Genomic DNA, 17,891 nt, shown 5'->3' with positions numbered 1-17,891 from the left:
GCCGTCATCGACGCGATCAACGCAGGGTGACACTAAAACTTGTGGAAGTCAGGTCTGAGCCCTGACACCCTTCCGTCGGTAAACGAACTACAGCAGAAGGTGAACGACATAGTTCCGTGGCACCCGGAAGTCATTGTGGTCCACACGGTAGGTGGCCGAATGTCGAGTGGTTAGAGACCTAAAACTGGCAACCGCAACTGATGCGAATTGCAGTTCGAGCCGGACTGGCTCGTGTGACAATGCCCTGACCAGGTGATTGGCTCCGACGCAGCCGCTGGAGCCGACTGTGAATTCCCGAAGCCGAAACAATCGTCTTTCACGAAGGGAAAGAGATTATGCAACAGTACCTGTCCCGGATCAGCCCAGCCCAGTGGGTAGGACTGACACTCACCGTCCTCGCAATTGCATTCGTCCTCATGAATCGTGACGAAATTCCCATCAATTTCTTCGGCGTACAGATCACCGGCCCCGCGTGGATTCTCCTCCTGCTGGTGTTCGTCGCCGGGTGGGTCGTCGGCGTCCTCACCACCCGCAAACGCCTCAAGGGGCCACGTGCGAACGGCTGAACAGCCGCATCCGTCGCGCCGACTTCTCCTTCCGGTCGAGGTGAGGCTGTTGTAAGGCGCCAACTCGGACATTGGGGGGCGCTACTGAAGGAGGGCGGTGCTCAAATGGTCGCTGGGTGAGGTACGCGAGGCGAAGGTCGCCTGCGGCCCGAATGCGGACAAACTGCGGACAAGTCGGGACTGGTCGAGTTCGCACAATCTACAACTCGGCATCGTTAGCTTTACAGAATATCTGGTTATCGGACTTCGCCACTATCGGCGGGGTGGGTGTCGGTGGTGCCATCTGGCCGCGGGAGCCGCGATCAGCGCGGTCCCGGCGAGGCCGGCGGTCCACGATGCCCATGGGATGCCGGTGGCATCGAGGTCGACCGGACGTTGATCGGCGACCGGCGCTTGCGGGGGCCGTAGACCTCGACCGCGGCTTGGCGGGTGCGGGTGTCAGCGGAGGGTGTGGTGGCCGAGTGGGAGTTGTCTGACCACGGCGCCCCGAAGGACTGATCGGTGCTGGCGAAGACCAGATACTCGGTGCCGATCGCCTACCCGGTTCCGCAGGCGGGACCTTGAGTGCTGGTGGCCACGACGGTACTGGCGCCGATCTCACCGGCGAAGATCTCCCGGACATCGAATTCGTAGTAGGCGGTGTCACCGTCGATGCGCTATTCGGTCGCGGTGTCGGTGAGCACCCCTGCCGCACTTGAGACGTGCTCGAGGATCCGGGGGCATCGGGGCCGTAGACGCACGAGCACGCGTGCGCGGTCACCGGTATGGCTACCGGCACGGAAAGCGATGTGGTCCGCACCGCGGCTGTCAGCAGCCACCGCATTGCACGACCTCCTTCCGTCGATGAACTCTTCGTTGAAGGGCTGGGGCCGACATATGCCAGCTGGAGTCGTTTCAGTCGCGGTTATCGATGCGCATCTCTGCGGCCATCCTGGTGCCTGAGTTCGCGAGAAGAACCTTCCACTCCGGTCGCAGAGCTTCTGTTTTCGAGACATCGGCACAACGGGATCTATTCCGGCCTTCGGGGCGGCTGACCAGCAAAGTTCGCGTCCCTTGTGGCACGTTTCAGGGGGGTTGGGCTTGAGTCGACGGCGCAGATCCACATTTGCCCATTGACTAAATAAGGCGTTGGCCTTAAGTTCGATTTTGTGACCAGGACCACTTCTCGCCAGGCGATGATTGATGCGGCGGAGCAGATAGTTGCTGAGCGCGGACTGCCTGCGCTCACGCTCAAAGACGTGCAGCTCGCGGCGAATCAGGCAAACAAGTCTGCGGCGAAGTACCACTTCGGGTCCCGAGAGGGACTGCTCGATGCAGTGGTGGAGTCGCGGATGTCCCGTGTCAATGCCCGCCGCCACGAGATGCTCCAGACGTTGCAGGAGTCCACCGAGATCCCGCCGTTGCGGCAGGTTGTCGATGCGCTTGTCCGGCCGTTGGCGGCGGAGACGTTGGGCCGGCCGGATAGTCGGTATGCACGGTTTCTGATCCAAGCCGTTTTCGACCCCGCGCTCGCCGATCTGTTACGAGCGCACCTTCAGGCCGATAGCTACACCACCGTTGTGGAGCTGCTAACTGATCGATGTTCGGCGCCAGCCGAACTGGGTCAGCGGCGGGTCCAGAACGTCGTGATGCTCTACATGACCGCGCTCGCCGCGTACGAGGGCATTGAGCAAACCCTCGAGGAGTACGACGCGATCGTTGCGGACCTGGTCACCACATGTGTCGCAGCCATAGAGGCCCCAGTAGTTCCCCTTGCCTCTTCACAACCCCATTCTCAGGAGTGACTTCCATGACCTACGCCCTTCCCACCACCGCGATCACCACCCCTACCGACCCACTGGCGTGCTTCGGCCCGATCGTGGCGTCCCGGATGCCCGAGACCGTCGAGGACCGTCCGTACGAGCTGTTCGATCTGGAGCCGGCTACCCCGACGATCGGAGCGGAGATCTCCGGCATCAGGCTCGGTGGCGACCTGTCCGATGACGTTTTGGCCGAACTGCGGCGTGCGTTGGTGGAGTGGAAGGTGTTGTTCTTCCGCGATCAGAACATCACCCGGGATGAGCATCGCGCTTTCGCGCAGCGGTGGGGCGAGCTGGAGCAGCACCCGTTCTACAAGTACACCCAGCCGGGACAAACCGATGTGGATGTGGCGACGCTGGCCAAGGACGCCACCAGTGCTGCGGCGGAGAACATTTGGCACAACGATATGACGTGGCATGAGGCTCCGTCGTTCGCGGCGGTGCTGCGTGCGGTGGAGATCCCGCCGGTCGGTGGTGACACCCTGTGGGCTGACATGGGAGCGGCTTATGATCTGCTTCCCGAGGACATCAAGAGCCGCATCGATCACCTCGAAGCCGAGCATGACTGGATCGTCTCGTTTGGTTCCGGGATGCCGCAGGACGCGATCGATTCACTGCGCCCACACTTCCCGCCGGTGACACACCCCGTGGTGCGTGTGATCCCGGAGACCGGGCGGCGGGTGTTGTTCGTCAACGTCGCCTTTACCCAGCGAATCCTCGGGGTCAGTGAGGACGAGTCCAACGAGTTGCTGCGTCTGCTCTACCGCCACGTCATGCGGCCCGAGTTGCAGGTGCGTCTGCGGTGGGAGCCCAACACCATCGCCTTCTGGGACAACCGGTCCTGCCAGCACTACGCCTCGAGCGATTACTTCCCTGCCCGACGGACCATGGAGCGTATTTCCATCGCCGGCGACAAGCCGATCGGCATCGAGGCCCGCGGCGCCCGACACACGTCCGTCCCACCCGGCACGAGGGGATCCCGTCCCAGTGCACTTTTGCCCGCGCCTGCACCCGTGCAGGCCGCTCTACACGGAGAGTATGAGATGACCCATCCACCGCTGACGCACAATCCCACCGATCTGGCGACGGTGATCGAGGGTCGGAGTAGTTGCCGGGCATTTAGGCCTGACCCGGTTCCTCGCGAAACCATCACCCGAATCCTCGCCCTGGCGCAGCAGTCCCCGTCCTGGTGCAATACCCAGCCGTGGCAGGTGGCAATCACCGACGGTGCCGGCACTGAACGCTTCCGCTCGGGACTGGGGGGTTACGTCCGTTCGTCGCCACAGCAGCCCGACTTCGCCTTCCCGCTGGAGTATGTGGGCGAATACCGCGCTCGCCGTAAAGACTGCGCGATGCAATTGTACTCCAGCCTGGGAATCGCCGATGGTGACCGCCGCTCGTCGACCGAACAGACGATGAAGAACTTCGATCTCTTCGGCGCCCCGCATGTCGCAGTGATCACCACCGACGAGAGCCTCGGGGTGTACGGGGCGGTGGATTGTGGCGTTTACGTCGGCACGTTCTTACTCGCCGCGGAGAGTCTCGGGGTGGCCGCCGTCCCGCAGGCGGCGCTCGCAGGCTGCGCGCCCTACATCCGTTCGTTTTTCGACCTGCCCGCTGACCGCAAGGTTGTGTGCGCGATCTCGTTCGGGTTCGCCGACTCCGAACATCCCGCCAACAGCTTCCGTACCCCTCGGGCAGACGTCGAGACCGTCGTCACGTGGGCCACGTAAGCACACGATCCCCAGTTGAAGGACTTCACTCGATGACTCTCAATCTCGCCGACCTGTTCGAGGCCGTAGTCGACACGCTCCCGGACCGGGACTGTCTTGTGTGCGGCGATGAGCGCCGCACGTATCGCCAGCTCGATGAGCGCTCGAATCAGCTGGCGCACGCGCTCGTCACCAGCGGAGTCCGGTCGGGACAGCATGTGGGGATCCACATGCGCAACAGCGCGCAGTTCGTGGAGGCGATGCTGGCTTGCCTGAAGATCCGGGCGGTTCCGGTGAACATCAACTACCGGTACACCGAGTCAGAACTGACATACCTCTACACCGACGCCCAGCTCACCGCACTCATCGCGGATAGCGAATTCCTGCCCGTGATCGAGGCTGTGCTGACCTCGTGCCCCCTCATCGAAACGCTCGTGACCTTCGGCCCCGGTGCCGGTACGGACATTGCGGCGGTGCGTCATCTGGACTTCGAGGCCCTACTCGCTGAGCAGCCGGCTACACAACAGTTCCCACCGCGTAGTGGCGATGACCGCTTTGTCGTCTACACCGGCGGTACCACCGGGATGCCCAAGGGTGTGGTGTGGCGTCAGGAGGACTTCTTCATGGCGGCGCTGGCGGGCGGAAACCATGACGGGCCGCCCTTCACCGACTCTGCAGAGCTCGCCGCCGCCGCGGTGGCGAATCCTCACCCGATGAGCACTCTGCTGCCGGCACCCCTGATGCACGGAGCCGCTGTATACTCGCTGTTCAGTGGCTTTTTCACCGGTGCCAAACAAGTGCTGATGCGAGCCTTCGATCCCGACCGGGCGCTGCAGCTCATCCAGGATGAGCAGGTCTCGTGTGTCATCGTCGTAGGCGATGCAATGGCGCGTCCCCTGACCGACGCGATCGCACGACACGGGTCATCATTTGATCTGAGCTCGCTGGTCCTGGTCAGCTCCGGCGGCGCACTGTGGTCGAAGAGCTCAAAAGATCAACTCTTGGCGCTGCTGCCCGGTTTGTATCTGCGAGACGGGTTCGGCGCGTCGGAATCTGGGGTCGACGGCACACTCGACACAGACGAGAGTGGGGTGAGCCGCGTGCGCGGCAACCCCAACATGACGTTGGTCGACGCGGATCTGCACTCCATCGGACCCGGGTCGGACGAGCTCGGGTACATCGCACGCAGCGGTCACGTCCCGCTGGGCTACTTCAACGACGAGGCCAAGACCGCGGCTACGTTCCCGGTCGTGGACGGTGTCCGGATGGCGGTCCTGGGAGATATGGGGCGAATTGAGGCCGATGGCGCGATCGTCTTGCTCGGCCGCGGCTCCGGATGCATCAACACCGGGGGTGAGAAGGTCTTCCCCGAGGAGGTCGAAGCCGTCCTCAAGAGCCACCCGGCAGTGATGGACGCCGTGGTCACTGGTATCCCGCACGAGCGTTACGGTGAACAGGTCAGTGCGGTCGTTCAGCTACGCGACGACGTCACCGACATCGACACCGATCATCTGGCCCAGCACTGCCGCACCTCGATCGCCGGCTATAAGGTCCCCCGGTCGATCACCCTCGTCCCCCATGTCGTGCGTTCCCCGGCCGGTAAGGCGGACTACCGGTGGGCGCGATCGATCGCTACCGCGGAGCCCGCCGTATGAGCGTCGTCGAGGAACAGCGCGGCCACATCCTCATCATCCGCATCGCACGCGAGGCCAAACGCAACGCGATCAACCGCGCGACCGCGGAGGGCATCGACTCCGCGCTCAACCGGCTCGAGGACGATCCGGACCTGTGGGTGGGCGTACTCACCGGCGCCCCGACCGTGTTCTGCGCCGGCACCGACATCGCCGAGCGCGCCGATCTACGCACCGAACGCGGCGGCGAGTACGGCATCATCCGCCGCGAGCGGGACACGCCCGTCATCGCGGCGGTCGAGGGTGTCGCGCTCGGCGGCGGCCTGGAGATAGCGCTGGCCTGCGACGCGATTGTCGCCGCGCGGACAGCGACGTTCGGGCTCCCCGAGACCCGCCGCGGTCTCGTGGCCACCTCCGGTGCACTGTTCCGGGCCGCCCGCGCCCTGCCGCCCAACATCGCCCACGAACTACTCATCTCCGGACGAACCCTCAGTGCTGCGCGAGGCCACGAACTGGGTCTGGTCAACGAGATCGCCGAGGACGGTCAGGCACTGGAACGCGCGCTTGCCCTGGCCGAGGACATCTGCCTGTCCTCACCGATGGCCGTCCGCGAAACCTTGCGGGCGCTACGCGCGATCACGACTTCGGCCGATGACCACGGTTGGCAGGTCACGCAGCGCGCGATCGAGGCGATTTTGGCCTCGCATGACATGCAGGAAGGCATCAACGCCTTTCTGGAAAAGCGGACCCCCCGCTGGCGGGGCCATTGACGCGCACCGCTGCGCGCTCCTTCACTTCTCACGAATGGACATTTTCCGACATGACCCCTGACACCCACCTCATCTCGATCGATCCCGCCACGCTGGAGGAGATCGGCCGGACCCCCGTCAGCACGCCGGATGAGATCGACACCCGGATCGCCGGTGCCCACGATGCGTTCGATACCTGGCGCAGCGACCGCGCTCATCGTCAGAGCCTGTTGGCGCAGTGCAGCGAGCAGTTGTTGGCCCGGCTCCCCGAGCTCGCCGAGATCCTCAGCCGCGAGCAGGGCAAGACCGTCGAGGTGGCCAGTGGCGAGGTATGGATCGCCGCACACTGCATGGCGCACTACGCCGGGCTCGACTGGCAGTCCACTATCGAGGCGCCCGAGTCCCCCGACAGAAGTGCAACCGTCGAATACCGCCCGCTGGGCGTGGTGGCGGCCATCGTGCCCTGGAATTTTCCTGTTTTTCTCATGGCGGCCAAGATCGCCCCGGCGCTCGCAGCGGGTAACACCGTGGTGGTCAAGCCCGCGGAGTCGGTCTCCATGGCGCTCGACAAGGTGGTGGAGGTCCTGCAGGGCGTCCTGCCCGAGCGGGTGCTGAACATTGTGCACGGTGGTCCGGAGGTGGGACGAGCCGTCATCGCCCACCGGCACGTCCGCAAGGTCTCGTTCACCGGCTCCACGCAGGTGGGGCGTCAGATCATGAGCCAGGCGGCCGACACTCTCACGCCGGTGACCCTCGAGCTCGGCGGTAACGACCCCGCGATCGTCCTCGACGACGCCGAGGTGGACTTCGCCGCGCAGTCGCTCGCGCACAGTGCGTTCTTCAACACCGGTCAGATGTGTATCGCTCCCAAGCGGGCGTACGTGCCGGCCGACAAGGTGGACCATTTCTGTCGTGTGTTCGCGTCCGTGATGGACGAGTTGCCGGTCGGGCGGGGCCTTGACCCCGAGGCGAAGGTGGGCCCGCTGCACAACCGGGCGCAGCTCGACTACGTGCGGGGCCTGCTCGACAAGGCGGTCGAGGGCGGGGGAGTCGTTGTCAAGGGCGGTGGACGCGGCACGGACCTGCCCGGATACTTCCTCGAGCCGACGCTTGTCCGCGACGTGGACGACACCGCAGAGATCGTCTCGCAGGAGCAGTTCGGCCCGGTCTTTCCCGTCGTCGCGTACAGCGATGTCGAGGATGTCCTGTCCACGCTGGATGACCAGGAGTTCGGACTCGGTGCCTCCGTCTGGGGCAGCCCCGCGGCGGCGGAGGAGGTCGCCTCGCGGATCGACGCCGGCCAGGTCTGGATCAACCAGCACAACGCACTCGAGGTCGAGCTCCCGTTCGGTGGGACCAAGTCCAGTGGTTTTGGGCGTGAAGGCGGTACAGAGGGAGTTCACGAATTTCTCCAAACCCGCGTGATCAGTCGCAAGAATGTCTGACCCCCGTTCCCGGACGTGGCGCCGCCACCCGGTTTCTCTCCCTTCGTGCAAGGAGCACATATGAAACTCGCAGTCACCACCCTCGCGGCGCTCGCGCTGACGTTGACCGCCTGCAGCGGCGGAGGTGAGACTTCCACCGCTGCCTCTGATCGGGAGCAGGCACAAACACCGGTTGATGCCGGCCGGTGTACCGAGGATAAGGCCGGCGGCACCATCACCATGGGTGAGTTCGTCATGCTTCCCAGCTTCATGCCCGGCCAGGGCAACTATGGGGTGCGCGGTGCTGCCGAGTCCGCCGCGGTGTACGACCGACTCATGCGCTGGGATCCCCAAGGCCAAGAGTTCGTCCCCCAGCTCGCGGAGTCACTCGAATCGAACGACGACGACACGGTATGGACCCTGAAGCTGCGCGACGGTGTCCACTTCTCCAATGGTGATCCCCTCATCGCCGATGATGTCGCCTTCACCATGGGCCTGCACAAGGATCCCGCGACGCGATCGGTGGTGATGACCGAAGTTATGCAGATTGAAAACGCCACGGTGGTTGACCCGCAAACAGTGGAGTTCACTTTGAACGAGCCATGGTCCGGGTTCCCTATCGTGCTGGCCGGTGCCGCCGGTGAGGTCATCCCGAAGAAGGCGTACCAAGCCAGTACCCCCGAGCAGTGGGCACGCAACCCGATCGGCGCCGGAGCGTTTGTCATGGACAACTACATCCCGAACCAGGAAGTCGTCCTCAAGCCCAACCCCGACTACTACGGCGGGCCGGTCTGCCCGTCACTGCGCTTCATCAACATCCCGGGATCCCAGGGCACCTTCGACGCCTTCCAGACCGGCGAGATCCAGGTGGCGTTCCTGCGTAACGCAAAGTTTGTCTCGACGGCCAAGGACGCCGACGTGGCCGGGTTCGAGGAGGTCACCAGCTCTGGCTCGGTGATCAACATGAACACCGGAAACGGCGGTTACGACGGCATCATGACCGACGAGCGGGCCCGGCAGGCGGTCGCGTATGCGCTTGACCGTGACCTCTACAACCAGCGTGTCACCGGTGGTCTAGGGCAACCGACGTCCTCACTGCTGGCCGAATCCTCCCGTTTCTACGATGGACAGGAAGGGCCCGAGTACAACGTCGACAAGGCCCGCTCCATGGTGGACGAACTCAAGGCACAGACCGGATGGGACGGGTCCGTAACCCTGCTGATCGGCGACAGCCCGGAGGTAATCGAATCCGGCGTGGTCGTCAAGGCTATGCTCGACGCCGCCGGATTCAACGTGACCATCGAAAACACCCCTATCTCCCAGGTCACCGCCCGCCAGTTCACCGGCGACTACGAGATCGTGATGGGCGGTCTGGCCACCTCTGATGCCGACCCCGTGGCAGCGTTCGCAAGTGGCATGACCCCCGGCGGCGCAACCAACCTCACCGGTGTCAACGACCCTGAGCTGACCGAGGCGATCACAGCGTTGAAAGCCGCTAATGAACTCGACGCGCAGAAGCAGGCGTTCGACAACCTGCAGGAAGTCTATAACCGGGTAATGCCCTTCACAGTGGTCGCAAACGCTGAGATGTTCGTGGCGATCGACGAGACAGTGAAAGGCGTGAAGCCGACGATGTCCTCCACAATGCTCTTCGACGGCGCCTACCTCGAGAAGTAAGAACACCCAGATACCTCCCTCTTCCCGGGCGCTCGCCCCGTGCGAGACGACCCGGGAAGGGGGGCGCAGGTACTGAGGGCTTTACCCGAGAGCCGGGGCAACTCAGGCCGAGAGCCGAATGTGGCCTGGGCCCTTATTCCATCAGCTGTTGCGATCCTGGAAGGATGCCGCCCGTGGCCGACGGCACTATTAACCCGATGTCTGCTCTCGAGTTCGCCACGTGGGACTTCGAAGCCGACGTCGTCATCGCTGGTTACGGCATCGCCGGGGTGACCGCGGCAATCGAGGCCGCCCGCGCCGGCGCGGACGTTCTGGTGCTGGAGCGCACCGGCGGATGGGGTGGTGCGGCGTCGCTTGCCGGCGGCTTCATCTACCTGGGCGGCGGCACACCACTGCAGAAGGCCTGCGGCTTCGACGACTCAGTCGACAACATGAAGACGTTCCTGAAAGCTGCTCTCGGCCCGGGAGCCGATGACGCGAAGATCGACGCCTACTGCGAAGGCAGCGTCGATCACTACAACTGGCTCGTGGAGGCCGGCGTTCCGTTCAAGGAATCCTTTTGGAGCCAGCCCGGGTGGGAACCGCCGTACGACGACGGTCTGGCCTACTCCGGCGGGGAGAACGCCGCACCGTTCAACACTTGGGTCGACCCTGCACCGCGTGGGCACGTTCCGCAGATGTCGAACAAGAAAAGTGGCGAGCAGGGCGGCGGGTACATGCTGATGAAGCCGCTGGTGGAAACGGCCGAAAATCTCGGTGTGAGAGCCGAATTCGATCTTCGCGTCCAGCGGCTCGTCGCCGACGACAGTGGCCGCGTCGTCGGCGTCGTCGCCAAGCGGTACGGCACAGATCTCGCCATCCGTGCGCGCAAGGGTGTGGTGCTGGCGATGGGGAGTTTCGCGTACAACGACGAGATGGTGCGTTCCCACGCTCCGCGGATCTTCGGCCGCCCAGCAGCCTCCATCGAGGCGCATGACGGCCGCGCCATCCAGATCGGCCAGGCCCTCGGCGCAGACACTGCGCACATGGACGCCGCCGAGGTCGCGTTCTTCTGCGATCCCCAATTGATGGTGCGCGGGATCCTGGTCAACGGCCGTGGTCAGCGATTCATCGCCGAAGACACCTATCCTGGCCGGATCGGGCAGGCAACACTATTCGAGCAAAACAACGAAGCATTCTTGATCATTGATGAAGCGGCATACGAAGAAGGTATAGCCGCCGACACTGCTACCGAACAGCTGCGGACTCGACCCACATGGGTGGCCGAGACAGTCGAGGAGCTCGAAACCGAAATGGGACTGCCCGCCGAAGCACTGCAATCGACGGTCGAGCTCTACAACCGCCATGCGGCCATGAACTCCGATCCGGTGCTGGGGAAGAAGTCCGAGTGGGTCAAGCCAATCGTCGGCCCGTTCGCTGCGATCGACCTACGCGGCCGCACCGGCGGATTCACTCTCGGCGGGTTGAAAACCACCGTCGACTCCGAGGTGCTGCACGTGTCCGGCGAGCCCATCCCCGGGCTCTTCGCCGCAGGCCGCTGCACAGCCGGTATCAGCGCGGGCGGATACGTCAGCGGAGCCAGCCTCGGCGACGGCAGCTTCTTCGGACGCCGCGCCGGAATCAGCGCCGCGCACTAAAACGACAGTGTTTGCCATGATCAATAGATGCTGCGACTTATCGGAATTCTTCTCATTGTGTGGCTGGCTTTCGCCATTGTGGGATTTGTTGTCAAGGGCCTGCTGTGGCTGGCGATCATCGGCATCGTGCTGTTCGTGGCCACGGCCGCGTGGGGTTGGGTGAAGCGAGATACCCCCGTGTCTGATCCGGCTCCGGGGCTGATGCACGGTTAGGTGACACGGTTAGTCACGCGGCCTGAGGGGCCTCGTGGTTGATGATTGTCTCGACTTCGATGGGGGTCAATCTGCCGAGGCGGTCTTGTCGTCTGCGGCGGTGGTAGGTCCGTTCGATCCAGTGCACGATGGCGGCCCGGAGTTCGTCTCTGGTGGCCCAGGATCGGCGGTCGAGGACGCCTGTCTGTAGCAGCGAGAAGAAGCTCTCCATGGCCGCGTTGTCACCATACGCACCGACCCTGCCCATCGAGCCGATCAGCCCGTTACGGGTGATCGCGATCTGCATCTTCTTCGAGCGAAATTGCGACCCTCTATCGCTGTGCAGAACGTAGCCGGTCACGTCGCCCCGTCTGGCGACGGCGCTGTTGAGAGCGCTGACCGCCAGGCGGGATTTCATTCTCGAGTCGATCGAGTATCCGACGATTCGCCCCGAGTGGACGTCTTTGATCGCGCACAGGTACAGCTTGCCCTCGGCTGTCCAGTGTTCGGTGATGTCGGTCAGCCACAACTCGTTCGGACCAGCCGCGGTGAAGTCCCGCTCCACGAGGTCGTCGTGCACGGGCGGGCCGGCCTTGCGATGCCGACCCCGTCCCTTCTTGCTGATGGCGCTGGTCCAGCCGCCGGCGGAGCAGATCCGCCACGCCGTCCGCCGGCACATCTTCTCGCCTGCGGCTTCGGCCTCGTCGGCGAGGTAGCGGTAGCCGAACTCCGGGTCTTCGCGGTGGGCGTCGAACAGGGCGTTGGCCCGGTACGCCTCGGCGAGCTCGGCGTCGGTGATCGGGTTCTTGCGCCACCGGTAGTAGGGCTGGCGAGCGATCTTGAGTACCCGACACGCCACCGTGACGGGGATGCCGTCAGCGGCCAGCTCACTCACGAGCGGGTACCACCTTTTCCCGGCAGATTCGCTTGGGACAGGTACGCCGCCGCCCGGCGTAAGACCTCGTTCTCCTGTTCAAGCAGGCGCACACGCCGCTTGGCCTCGCGCAGCTCACGCGATTCGGCCGACGTGGTGCCGGGCTTGATCCCGGCCTCCACGTCGGCCTTGCGGATCCACATGTTCAGGGTCATCGGGTGGATACCGAAGTCGGCAGCGATCTGTTCGAGAGTCACACCGTCTTCACGGTTCTGGGCGACGCGGACAACGTCGTCGCGGAACTCCTGGGGATAGGGCTTGGGCACAGCTGGCATCCTTCCAGGCCGCCCCGGCAGGGCAAGCCAGATCAGATGTCACCTACTCGTGCACCAGCCCCCCGGAGCGTTTCGGTTCCCGCTAAAGCTTCGTCATGTCGAACCGGCTCGGTGAATCGCACCGGGTTGGTTGGAGTCTCCATCGTTTGGAAACGAGGATGGACTCATGCCGAAGGATACGAACCCGAGCAAGCCGACTACGCGTCGCTATAGCCCTGAAGAGAAGGCTGCCGCGGTGCGGATTGAATCGCACTGGGTCTGATGGAGGCTCGGGCTATTGGATTCCGACCAGGGTCTGGTCGGCCCGTTTCGTAGCGTAGAACGTCGCCTCGAATTCTGCTGGCGGCACGTCATGGAGGTAGCCGTGCAGGCGGTCGTTGTTGTGCCAGTGGACCCAGCTCAAGGTGGCCAGCTCGACGTCCTCGACGGTCTTCCACGGCCGTCCCTCACGTGCGGGGCCGCGGATGAGTTCGGCTTTGTAGTAGCCATTGACCGTCTCGGCCAGGGCATTGTCGTAGGAGTCAGCGACGGTGCCGATCGAGGGAGTTGCTCCGATTTCGGCGAGGCGCTCGCCGTAGCGAATCGACGTGAACTGGCTGCCGGCATCGCTGTGACACCGCAGCCCGGTCAGCTGGGTGCCACGTGACCAGCGGGCCATCTCGATCGCATCCAGGACCATCGTGGTGCGCATGTGTGAGGCGACCCGCCATCCCACGATCGTTCGTGAGAAGGCGTCGATGATGAAGCAGACGTAAGCCACTCCAGCCCAGGTCGGCACGAACGTCAGGTCCGTGACCCACAACTGATTCGGCGCGGTGGCGGTGAAGTCACGACGCACCAAGTCAGGATGACGCGGCATCCCAGGATCAGGATTTGTGGTGCGCACCCGCTTGCTGCGTCGGACGCCCTCGATCCCGTCGGCGCGCATCAGCCGGGCGACCTGGTCCCGGCCGATGTCGCGGGCCCACACGCCGGGCCGCCTTCCAGACCTTGCGTGCCCCGTAGACCCGGAAGTTGTCCTCCCACAGCTGCCGCACCACCGGCCCCATGACCGCATCACGCTTCGACCGTGCCGACGGTTTCCGCTTCTTGACCTCGTAGTAGCTGCTCGGGGCCACCTGCAGAACTGCGCAGATGCGCTCGACCCCCAGACGCCGACCCTCGACGACATCGTCGCGGTTAGCGTCAATGAACGCGGCTACTTCTTGTGCTGGCGGCCTGGCTCCGCCCCGAAGAAACTCGCGGCCCTCTTCAAGATCTCGTTTGCCCGCTTGAGCTCGCGGTTCTCCTGCTCGAGGGCCTTCATCCTCGCCGACTCGTTCGTGCTGACCCCCGCCGAGTGGCCCTCGTCGATATCGGCCTGACGCACCCAGGACCGTACGGACTCGGCGCCGTAGCCAAGCTGAGCTGCGACCCGTTTCACCGTGCCGTGATCGGTGCCCAGCTCGGCCCGAAGGGTCCTGACCATCCGCACCGCGGCAGCCTTCTCTTCAGGGCTATAGCGACGCGTAGTCGGCTTGCTCGGGTTCGTATCCTTCGGCATGAGTCCATCCTCGTTTCCAAACGATGGAGACTCCAACCAACCCAGTGCGATTCACGGCGCGGTCTGGTGTTGGCGTGGGTCGCGTTCACGCTCACTTTTGGCGGAGCTCGGTTGGTTACCTGGCTGATTCGCCTCGACACCAGCAATTTCGGTGATGCCAGCGCGGGCGGTGTGCATCTCCACCACTACCTATGGGGGATCTTGCTGCTGGCTGCAGTTGCGATCTTCGGGCTGGTCGATCGAAGCCCGAAGGCGCGTTCGTGGATGGGCGCCGGGCTTGGCATCGCCTTAGGGAAGATCGTCGACGAGGCATCACTGTTGATCACCTTGCGGGACGTGTACTGGCACAGCGAGGGCTGGTCATCGATCGCCATTGCTATCACGGTGATCGCTGTGGAGGGAACCGCGCTCGTTCTCACCCGTAGCGGCGCCGAGAAGGACACCTAGCCCCCTCGAGTCGCGGCGGCCAGAGCCGGCCGCCCCATGCAGCACAGTCCCTCCCGGGGTCTCTACCGGGAGGGACTTGTCGATTCACAGGCTGTGACGATGCGATGCGTCCTGGGGTGCGGTAGCGATTCTCGCCGTCAACACAGAGCCGGTAGGCGAACCGCGCGGTGTATGAGCGTGTCGCCCAAGCCACCGACACGCGGTCTGGTGGTCTCTTGGTCGGCCTCATGCGCGCCTTGCCCGCATCTTGGTAGGGGCTCTGGGCCGATCAAGACCTCGAGGACGTCGGGTGTCAGTGGTGTTGGCCTGGGGTGCGTTGTCGCCGCAGGGTGGCGTTTTCTGTGGCCAGTCGGTCGCGGTCGTCTTCAGCGTTGATGGCCCGGGTGTGCAGCTGGGCGTGGTCGTCCTGCAATTGCAGGATCTTTTTCACCCCGGCCAGGTTGACCCCTTCATCCACCAGGTCGGTAACTCGTCGTAGGCGATCGAGATCATCCTCGCTGTAGCGCCGTGTCCCGCCGTCGGTGCGGGCGGGGTCGATCAGACCTTTGCGTTCGTACATCCGTAGTGCCTGCGGCCTGACCCCGGACAACTCCGCCGCGACAGAGATGCCGTACACCCCACGGCTGGGGTGCGGTGTAGTCGAATCCTGATCCATACGTCTCCGTCCACAATGCCTCTTGCGCTGTTCGCGCCGTTTATGTTACAACAAATCTGCACCCGGAGAGGTAGATAACTGGATCAGTGAGGTAAAGGTGCATGGCCAGCAAGGCCAACGCTGATCCTGGAGCAAGGAGGCTTTTCGATGTTGATGCGTACGGATCCGTTTCGGGAGCTTGATCGGCTGACTCAGCAGGTGATGGGGACCGCATCACGGCCCGCGGTCATGCCCATGGACGCCTGGCGTGAGGACGACAGGTTTGTTGTTGAGTTCGATCTTCCCGGCGCCAACGCCGACTCGATCGATCTGGACGTCGAACGCAATGTGCTGACCGTCCATGCCCAGCGTCCCGAGCGGGAGAGCTCCACCGAGATGGCGGTGGCCGAGCGTCCACGGGGAGTGTTCAGTCGCCAATTGTTCCTCGGTGACAGCCTGGACACTGACAAGATCAACGCGCAGTACCGCGACGGTGTCTTGAGGCTGGAGATCCCGGTTGCCGAGCGCGCGAAGCCTCGCAAGATCGCCATCTCCACCGCCCAGGACGCCTCGGAGCCGAAAGCGATCAAATCCTGACATCCGGGGGCCCTATCTAACAGGCCGGTGAGGAGGTGAAAGCAGCGATGACGGCCCCGACTACACGTTCCCGCCCAGTCTGGTTGGCTACAAGCGATGATCGGCTCGCACTGGAACAGATGTGGCTGGCCACAGTCATCGAGGACATCTACGCCGACATTCTGGACCCGCCGGCGAAAGCGCCGGCCTCGGTCGGCACCTACTGCGCAGCGACCGCCCCCCGGCCCAGCGAGACCGGTCGGCGCCCGCACGCGAGCTCGACACCCGCTCAGCCGCGACGCCCGCTGTATCACCAGCGCTCGCCTCCGACATCGTGGACGAGCTCATGTCTGCCGCCATCCCCCGGAAGCGGATTAGATGGCGGCGGACATGAGTGACCGGTGCGGCATCGCTGGGTGCTGCGGCCACAGAGCCGGGCGCAGTGCGGCCGTCCGTACGCGAGTGCGGGGCGGGGTCATCCGGTGCGGTGTCGACCGGCCAGGTTGTGTCTGTCGATCTCTGTCAGCCCGCCCCACACTCCGTACAGCTCGTTGGTTTGCATCGCGAACTCGCGGCAGGTGGTGAGCACGGGGCAGGTGGCACACACGGTCTTGGCTTGATCTTCTTTGCGACGCCGTTGCCCTTTGAGTTCATCCTCCGTGCTGTAGAAGAGGTCCTCATGCCCGATGCAGGCCGCCTGATCACGCCAGGCCCAAAAGTCGGAGGTCGGCTCGAGAGTGCGGTATCTAGGTATATGCGCTCCTGACATTGTCTGGAGTGCTCCACAGTGAGCCCTAAAGTCCAGGGCGATTACTCGACCCCCCTGACCCTATGCGCTATCGAACGCTTGTGCACAATGGCCGGGGTTGCCGCGTCGTCGATGGGCGCTCGCTCGCTCGGCTTCGGACTTACTGCCGAAGTCGCATTTCAAACCAGATCTACCCGACCCCGCCCGTCCTGGCCGCTGACACAACCGCCCCTGCGGCCGAATGGGCCCGGACCTCGCCATGAGGCGGGGTCCGGTTAGTGGTTTAACCGTAGCGGATCTTTAGAACAGGGCGGGATGCTCCGGTGGTGGGGTGATGCCTGAGGCCGCGGCGTAGGCGACCGGGTCCCAGCCGTGCCGTAGTGCTTCGCGGACGGAGACCGGGCGTGCTCGGCGGTCGTACGAGGTGGCCGGTCGCCTGGTGTCGCCGGCGCGTCCGCCCGCGACGGCGTAGCGCAGGTTTGCTGACTGGGTGGAGGCGATGACGTGGCCCGGGTCCACACGAACGCACAGGGGTTCGTTGCAGCGTTGTTCGGCGACGATGCCCTCGCGTAGTTGGCCGGCGAGCAGAAGTGCGAAGCGGTGTCCGGATTCGGTGCGGCTGACATCGCCCGATCGCCACGAGATGCGGGTATAGCCATCGACTCCGGCGACCGCCGCAACGAGCAACCAACAGCCGTCGCCGGCGCTTTGACCACTCGGGACCAGAAGCGGTGCACAGCCTTGAACCGTCCCAGGTTTCCCGCCGCTCCCTATGTGGGCTGCAGCTCTCGGTTGAGAGCGGTCTGCCGGTGTTCTTCGCCGACCCCCGCAGCCCATGGCAGCGCGGTTCAAACGAGAACACCAACGGATTGCTGCGCCAGTACTTCCCCAAGGGCACCGACCTATCCCGCTGGACCGCAGAGGACCTTGCAGCCATCGCGCACACGCTCAGCACGCGGCCACGAAAGATTCTCGGATGGCGAACTCCCGCCAAAGCTCTGGACGAGCATCTACAGTCACTACAAACGTCAAATGTTGCGACGACCGATTGAATCCGCCTTGACTGCCTGCGTCCGAGGGGCTGATCAGCGATTTCGGCTCGACCGGGTGTCCCTCGCGGTCCCGTTGCCACAGCGTCATCCGCAGCGGCGTCATCACCAGATCTGTGGCCATGGTGGTCGCTGCATTCCAGGTAACGATGCACTGGGAGAACACGTTGACGATGAACGCGACGTAGGTGAAGCCGGCCATCTGTTGGCATATGGCCACGAGTCCGTCGGCAGCTTTATCGGCCGCCGCACCGGAATCAGCGCCGCGCACTAAAACGACAGTGCCGCTACGCAGAGC

At 64.1% G+C, this 17,891-nt stretch carries 15 protein-coding genes and 4 pseudogenes; 13 read left to right on the top strand and 6 right to left on the bottom strand.

The annotated features are described in order from the left end of the window. Positions 1 to 416: 416 nt before the first annotated feature. The 10 genes and pseudogenes from ACWGLC_RS14475 to ACWGLC_RS14430 all read left to right on the top strand — a co-directional run bounded on the left by ACWGLC_RS14475 (position 417) and on the right by ACWGLC_RS14430 (position 11,408). A complete protein-coding gene (locus tag ACWGLC_RS14475) occupies positions 417 to 566 on the top strand; it encodes a LapA family protein (protein ID WP_452100549.1) in 150 nt (49 codons plus the stop codon). A 1,148-nt stretch (positions 567 to 1,714) separates the two neighbouring features. Then, complete coding sequence (locus ACWGLC_RS14470) at positions 1,715 to 2,350, top strand: TetR/AcrR family transcriptional regulator (protein ID WP_452100548.1); 636 nt, start codon at positions 1,715 to 1,717, stop codon at positions 2,348 to 2,350. A 5-nt stretch (positions 2,351 to 2,355) separates the two neighbouring features. Then, positions 2,356 to 3,294: pseudogene (locus ACWGLC_RS14465) on the top strand (TauD/TfdA dioxygenase family protein); the annotation flags it as partial. A 114-nt stretch (positions 3,295 to 3,408) separates the two neighbouring features. Beyond that, entirely contained in the window at positions 3,409 to 4,098 is a 690-nt protein-coding gene (locus ACWGLC_RS14460) for a nitroreductase (RefSeq protein WP_452100554.1), read from the top strand. Positions 4,099 to 4,130: 32 nt separating this feature from the next. Continuing rightward, positions 4,131 to 5,732: an acyl-CoA synthetase gene (locus tag ACWGLC_RS14455; RefSeq protein WP_452100547.1), complete on the top strand. Its 1,602-nt coding sequence runs from the start codon at positions 4,131 to 4,133 to the stop codon at positions 5,730 to 5,732. Beyond that, positions 5,729 to 6,478 carry an enoyl-CoA hydratase-related protein gene (locus ACWGLC_RS14450; protein ID WP_452100546.1) on the top strand — a complete coding sequence of 250 codons (750 nt, stop codon included), beginning with the start codon at positions 5,729 to 5,731 and terminating at the stop codon, positions 6,476 to 6,478. Before ACWGLC_RS14455 ends, ACWGLC_RS14450 begins: the two co-directional genes overlap by 4 nt. Before the next feature lie 50 nt (positions 6,479 to 6,528). Continuing rightward, positions 6,529 to 7,902, top strand: a complete 1,374-nt coding sequence (locus tag ACWGLC_RS14445) for an aldehyde dehydrogenase family protein (RefSeq protein WP_452100545.1) — start codon at positions 6,529 to 6,531, stop codon at positions 7,900 to 7,902. A gap of 60 nt (positions 7,903 to 7,962) precedes the next feature. Then, positions 7,963 to 9,558: an ABC transporter substrate-binding protein gene (locus ACWGLC_RS14440; protein WP_452100544.1), complete on the top strand. Its 1,596-nt coding sequence runs from the start codon at positions 7,963 to 7,965 to the stop codon at positions 9,556 to 9,558. Between the two features lie 173 nt (positions 9,559 to 9,731). Then, entirely contained in the window at positions 9,732 to 11,195 is a 1,464-nt protein-coding gene (locus ACWGLC_RS14435; RefSeq protein ID WP_452100543.1) for an FAD-dependent oxidoreductase, read from the top strand. 27 nt (positions 11,196 to 11,222) lie between these two features. Continuing rightward, entirely contained in the window at positions 11,223 to 11,408 is a 186-nt protein-coding gene (locus ACWGLC_RS14430) for a hypothetical protein (RefSeq protein WP_452100542.1), read from the top strand. 13 nt (positions 11,409 to 11,421) lie between these two features. Here the strand turns inward: ACWGLC_RS14430 and ACWGLC_RS14425 are convergent. After that, positions 11,422 to 12,587 (bottom strand): IS3 family transposase gene (locus ACWGLC_RS14425; RefSeq protein WP_452100541.1). Its coding sequence is split into 2 segments (ribosomal slippage): positions 11,422 to 12,300 and positions 12,303 to 12,587, totalling 1,164 coding nucleotides; the frame shifts between segments, so codons are not numbered across the junction. A 283-nt stretch (positions 12,588 to 12,870) separates the two neighbouring features. After that, positions 12,871 to 14,139: pseudogene (locus ACWGLC_RS14420) on the bottom strand (IS3 family transposase). 6 nt (positions 14,140 to 14,145) lie between these two features. Here ACWGLC_RS14420 and ACWGLC_RS14415 point away from each other — a divergent pair. Beyond that, positions 14,146 to 14,586, top strand: a complete 441-nt coding sequence (locus ACWGLC_RS14415; RefSeq protein ID WP_452100553.1) for a hypothetical protein — start codon at positions 14,146 to 14,148, stop codon at positions 14,584 to 14,586. A 292-nt stretch (positions 14,587 to 14,878) separates the two neighbouring features. Here ACWGLC_RS14415 and ACWGLC_RS14410 read toward each other — a convergent pair whose 3' ends face one another. Next, entirely contained in the window at positions 14,879 to 15,241 is a 363-nt protein-coding gene (locus ACWGLC_RS14410; RefSeq protein ID WP_452100540.1) for a MerR family transcriptional regulator, read from the bottom strand. A gap of 147 nt (positions 15,242 to 15,388) precedes the next feature. On the opposite strand from ACWGLC_RS14410, the gene ACWGLC_RS14405 reads away from it, so the two are divergent. Further along, positions 15,389 to 15,817 carry an Hsp20/alpha crystallin family protein gene (locus tag ACWGLC_RS14405; protein WP_182631945.1) on the top strand — a complete coding sequence of 143 codons (429 nt, stop codon included), beginning with the start codon at positions 15,389 to 15,391 and terminating at the stop codon, positions 15,815 to 15,817. Between the two features lie 454 nt (positions 15,818 to 16,271). Here ACWGLC_RS14405 and ACWGLC_RS14400 read toward each other — a convergent pair whose 3' ends face one another. Beyond that, positions 16,272 to 16,550 carry a WhiB family transcriptional regulator gene (locus ACWGLC_RS14400; protein ID WP_452100552.1) on the bottom strand — a complete coding sequence of 93 codons (279 nt, stop codon included), beginning with the start codon at positions 16,548 to 16,550 and terminating at the stop codon, positions 16,272 to 16,274. Between the two features lie 294 nt (positions 16,551 to 16,844). Then, entirely contained in the window at positions 16,845 to 17,231 is a 387-nt protein-coding gene (locus ACWGLC_RS14395) for a hypothetical protein (RefSeq protein ID WP_452100539.1), read from the bottom strand. A 95-nt stretch (positions 17,232 to 17,326) separates the two neighbouring features. Between ACWGLC_RS14395 and ACWGLC_RS14390 the strand changes: the two are divergent. Continuing rightward, positions 17,327 to 17,596, top strand: a pseudogene (locus tag ACWGLC_RS14390) (IS30 family transposase); the annotation flags it as partial. Here the strand turns inward: ACWGLC_RS14390 and ACWGLC_RS14385 are convergent. Further along, positions 17,559 to 17,792 (bottom strand): annotated as a pseudogene (locus ACWGLC_RS14385) (IS3-like element ISPfr13 family transposase); the annotation flags it as partial. The pseudogenes ACWGLC_RS14390 and ACWGLC_RS14385 overlap by 38 nt on opposite strands. Positions 17,793 to 17,891: the final 99 nt, after the last annotated feature.

The sequence above is a fragment of the Dietzia sp. NPDC055877 genome (genome assembly GCF_053615975.1).
This window is presented reverse-complemented; position numbering and strand designations above follow the sequence as displayed.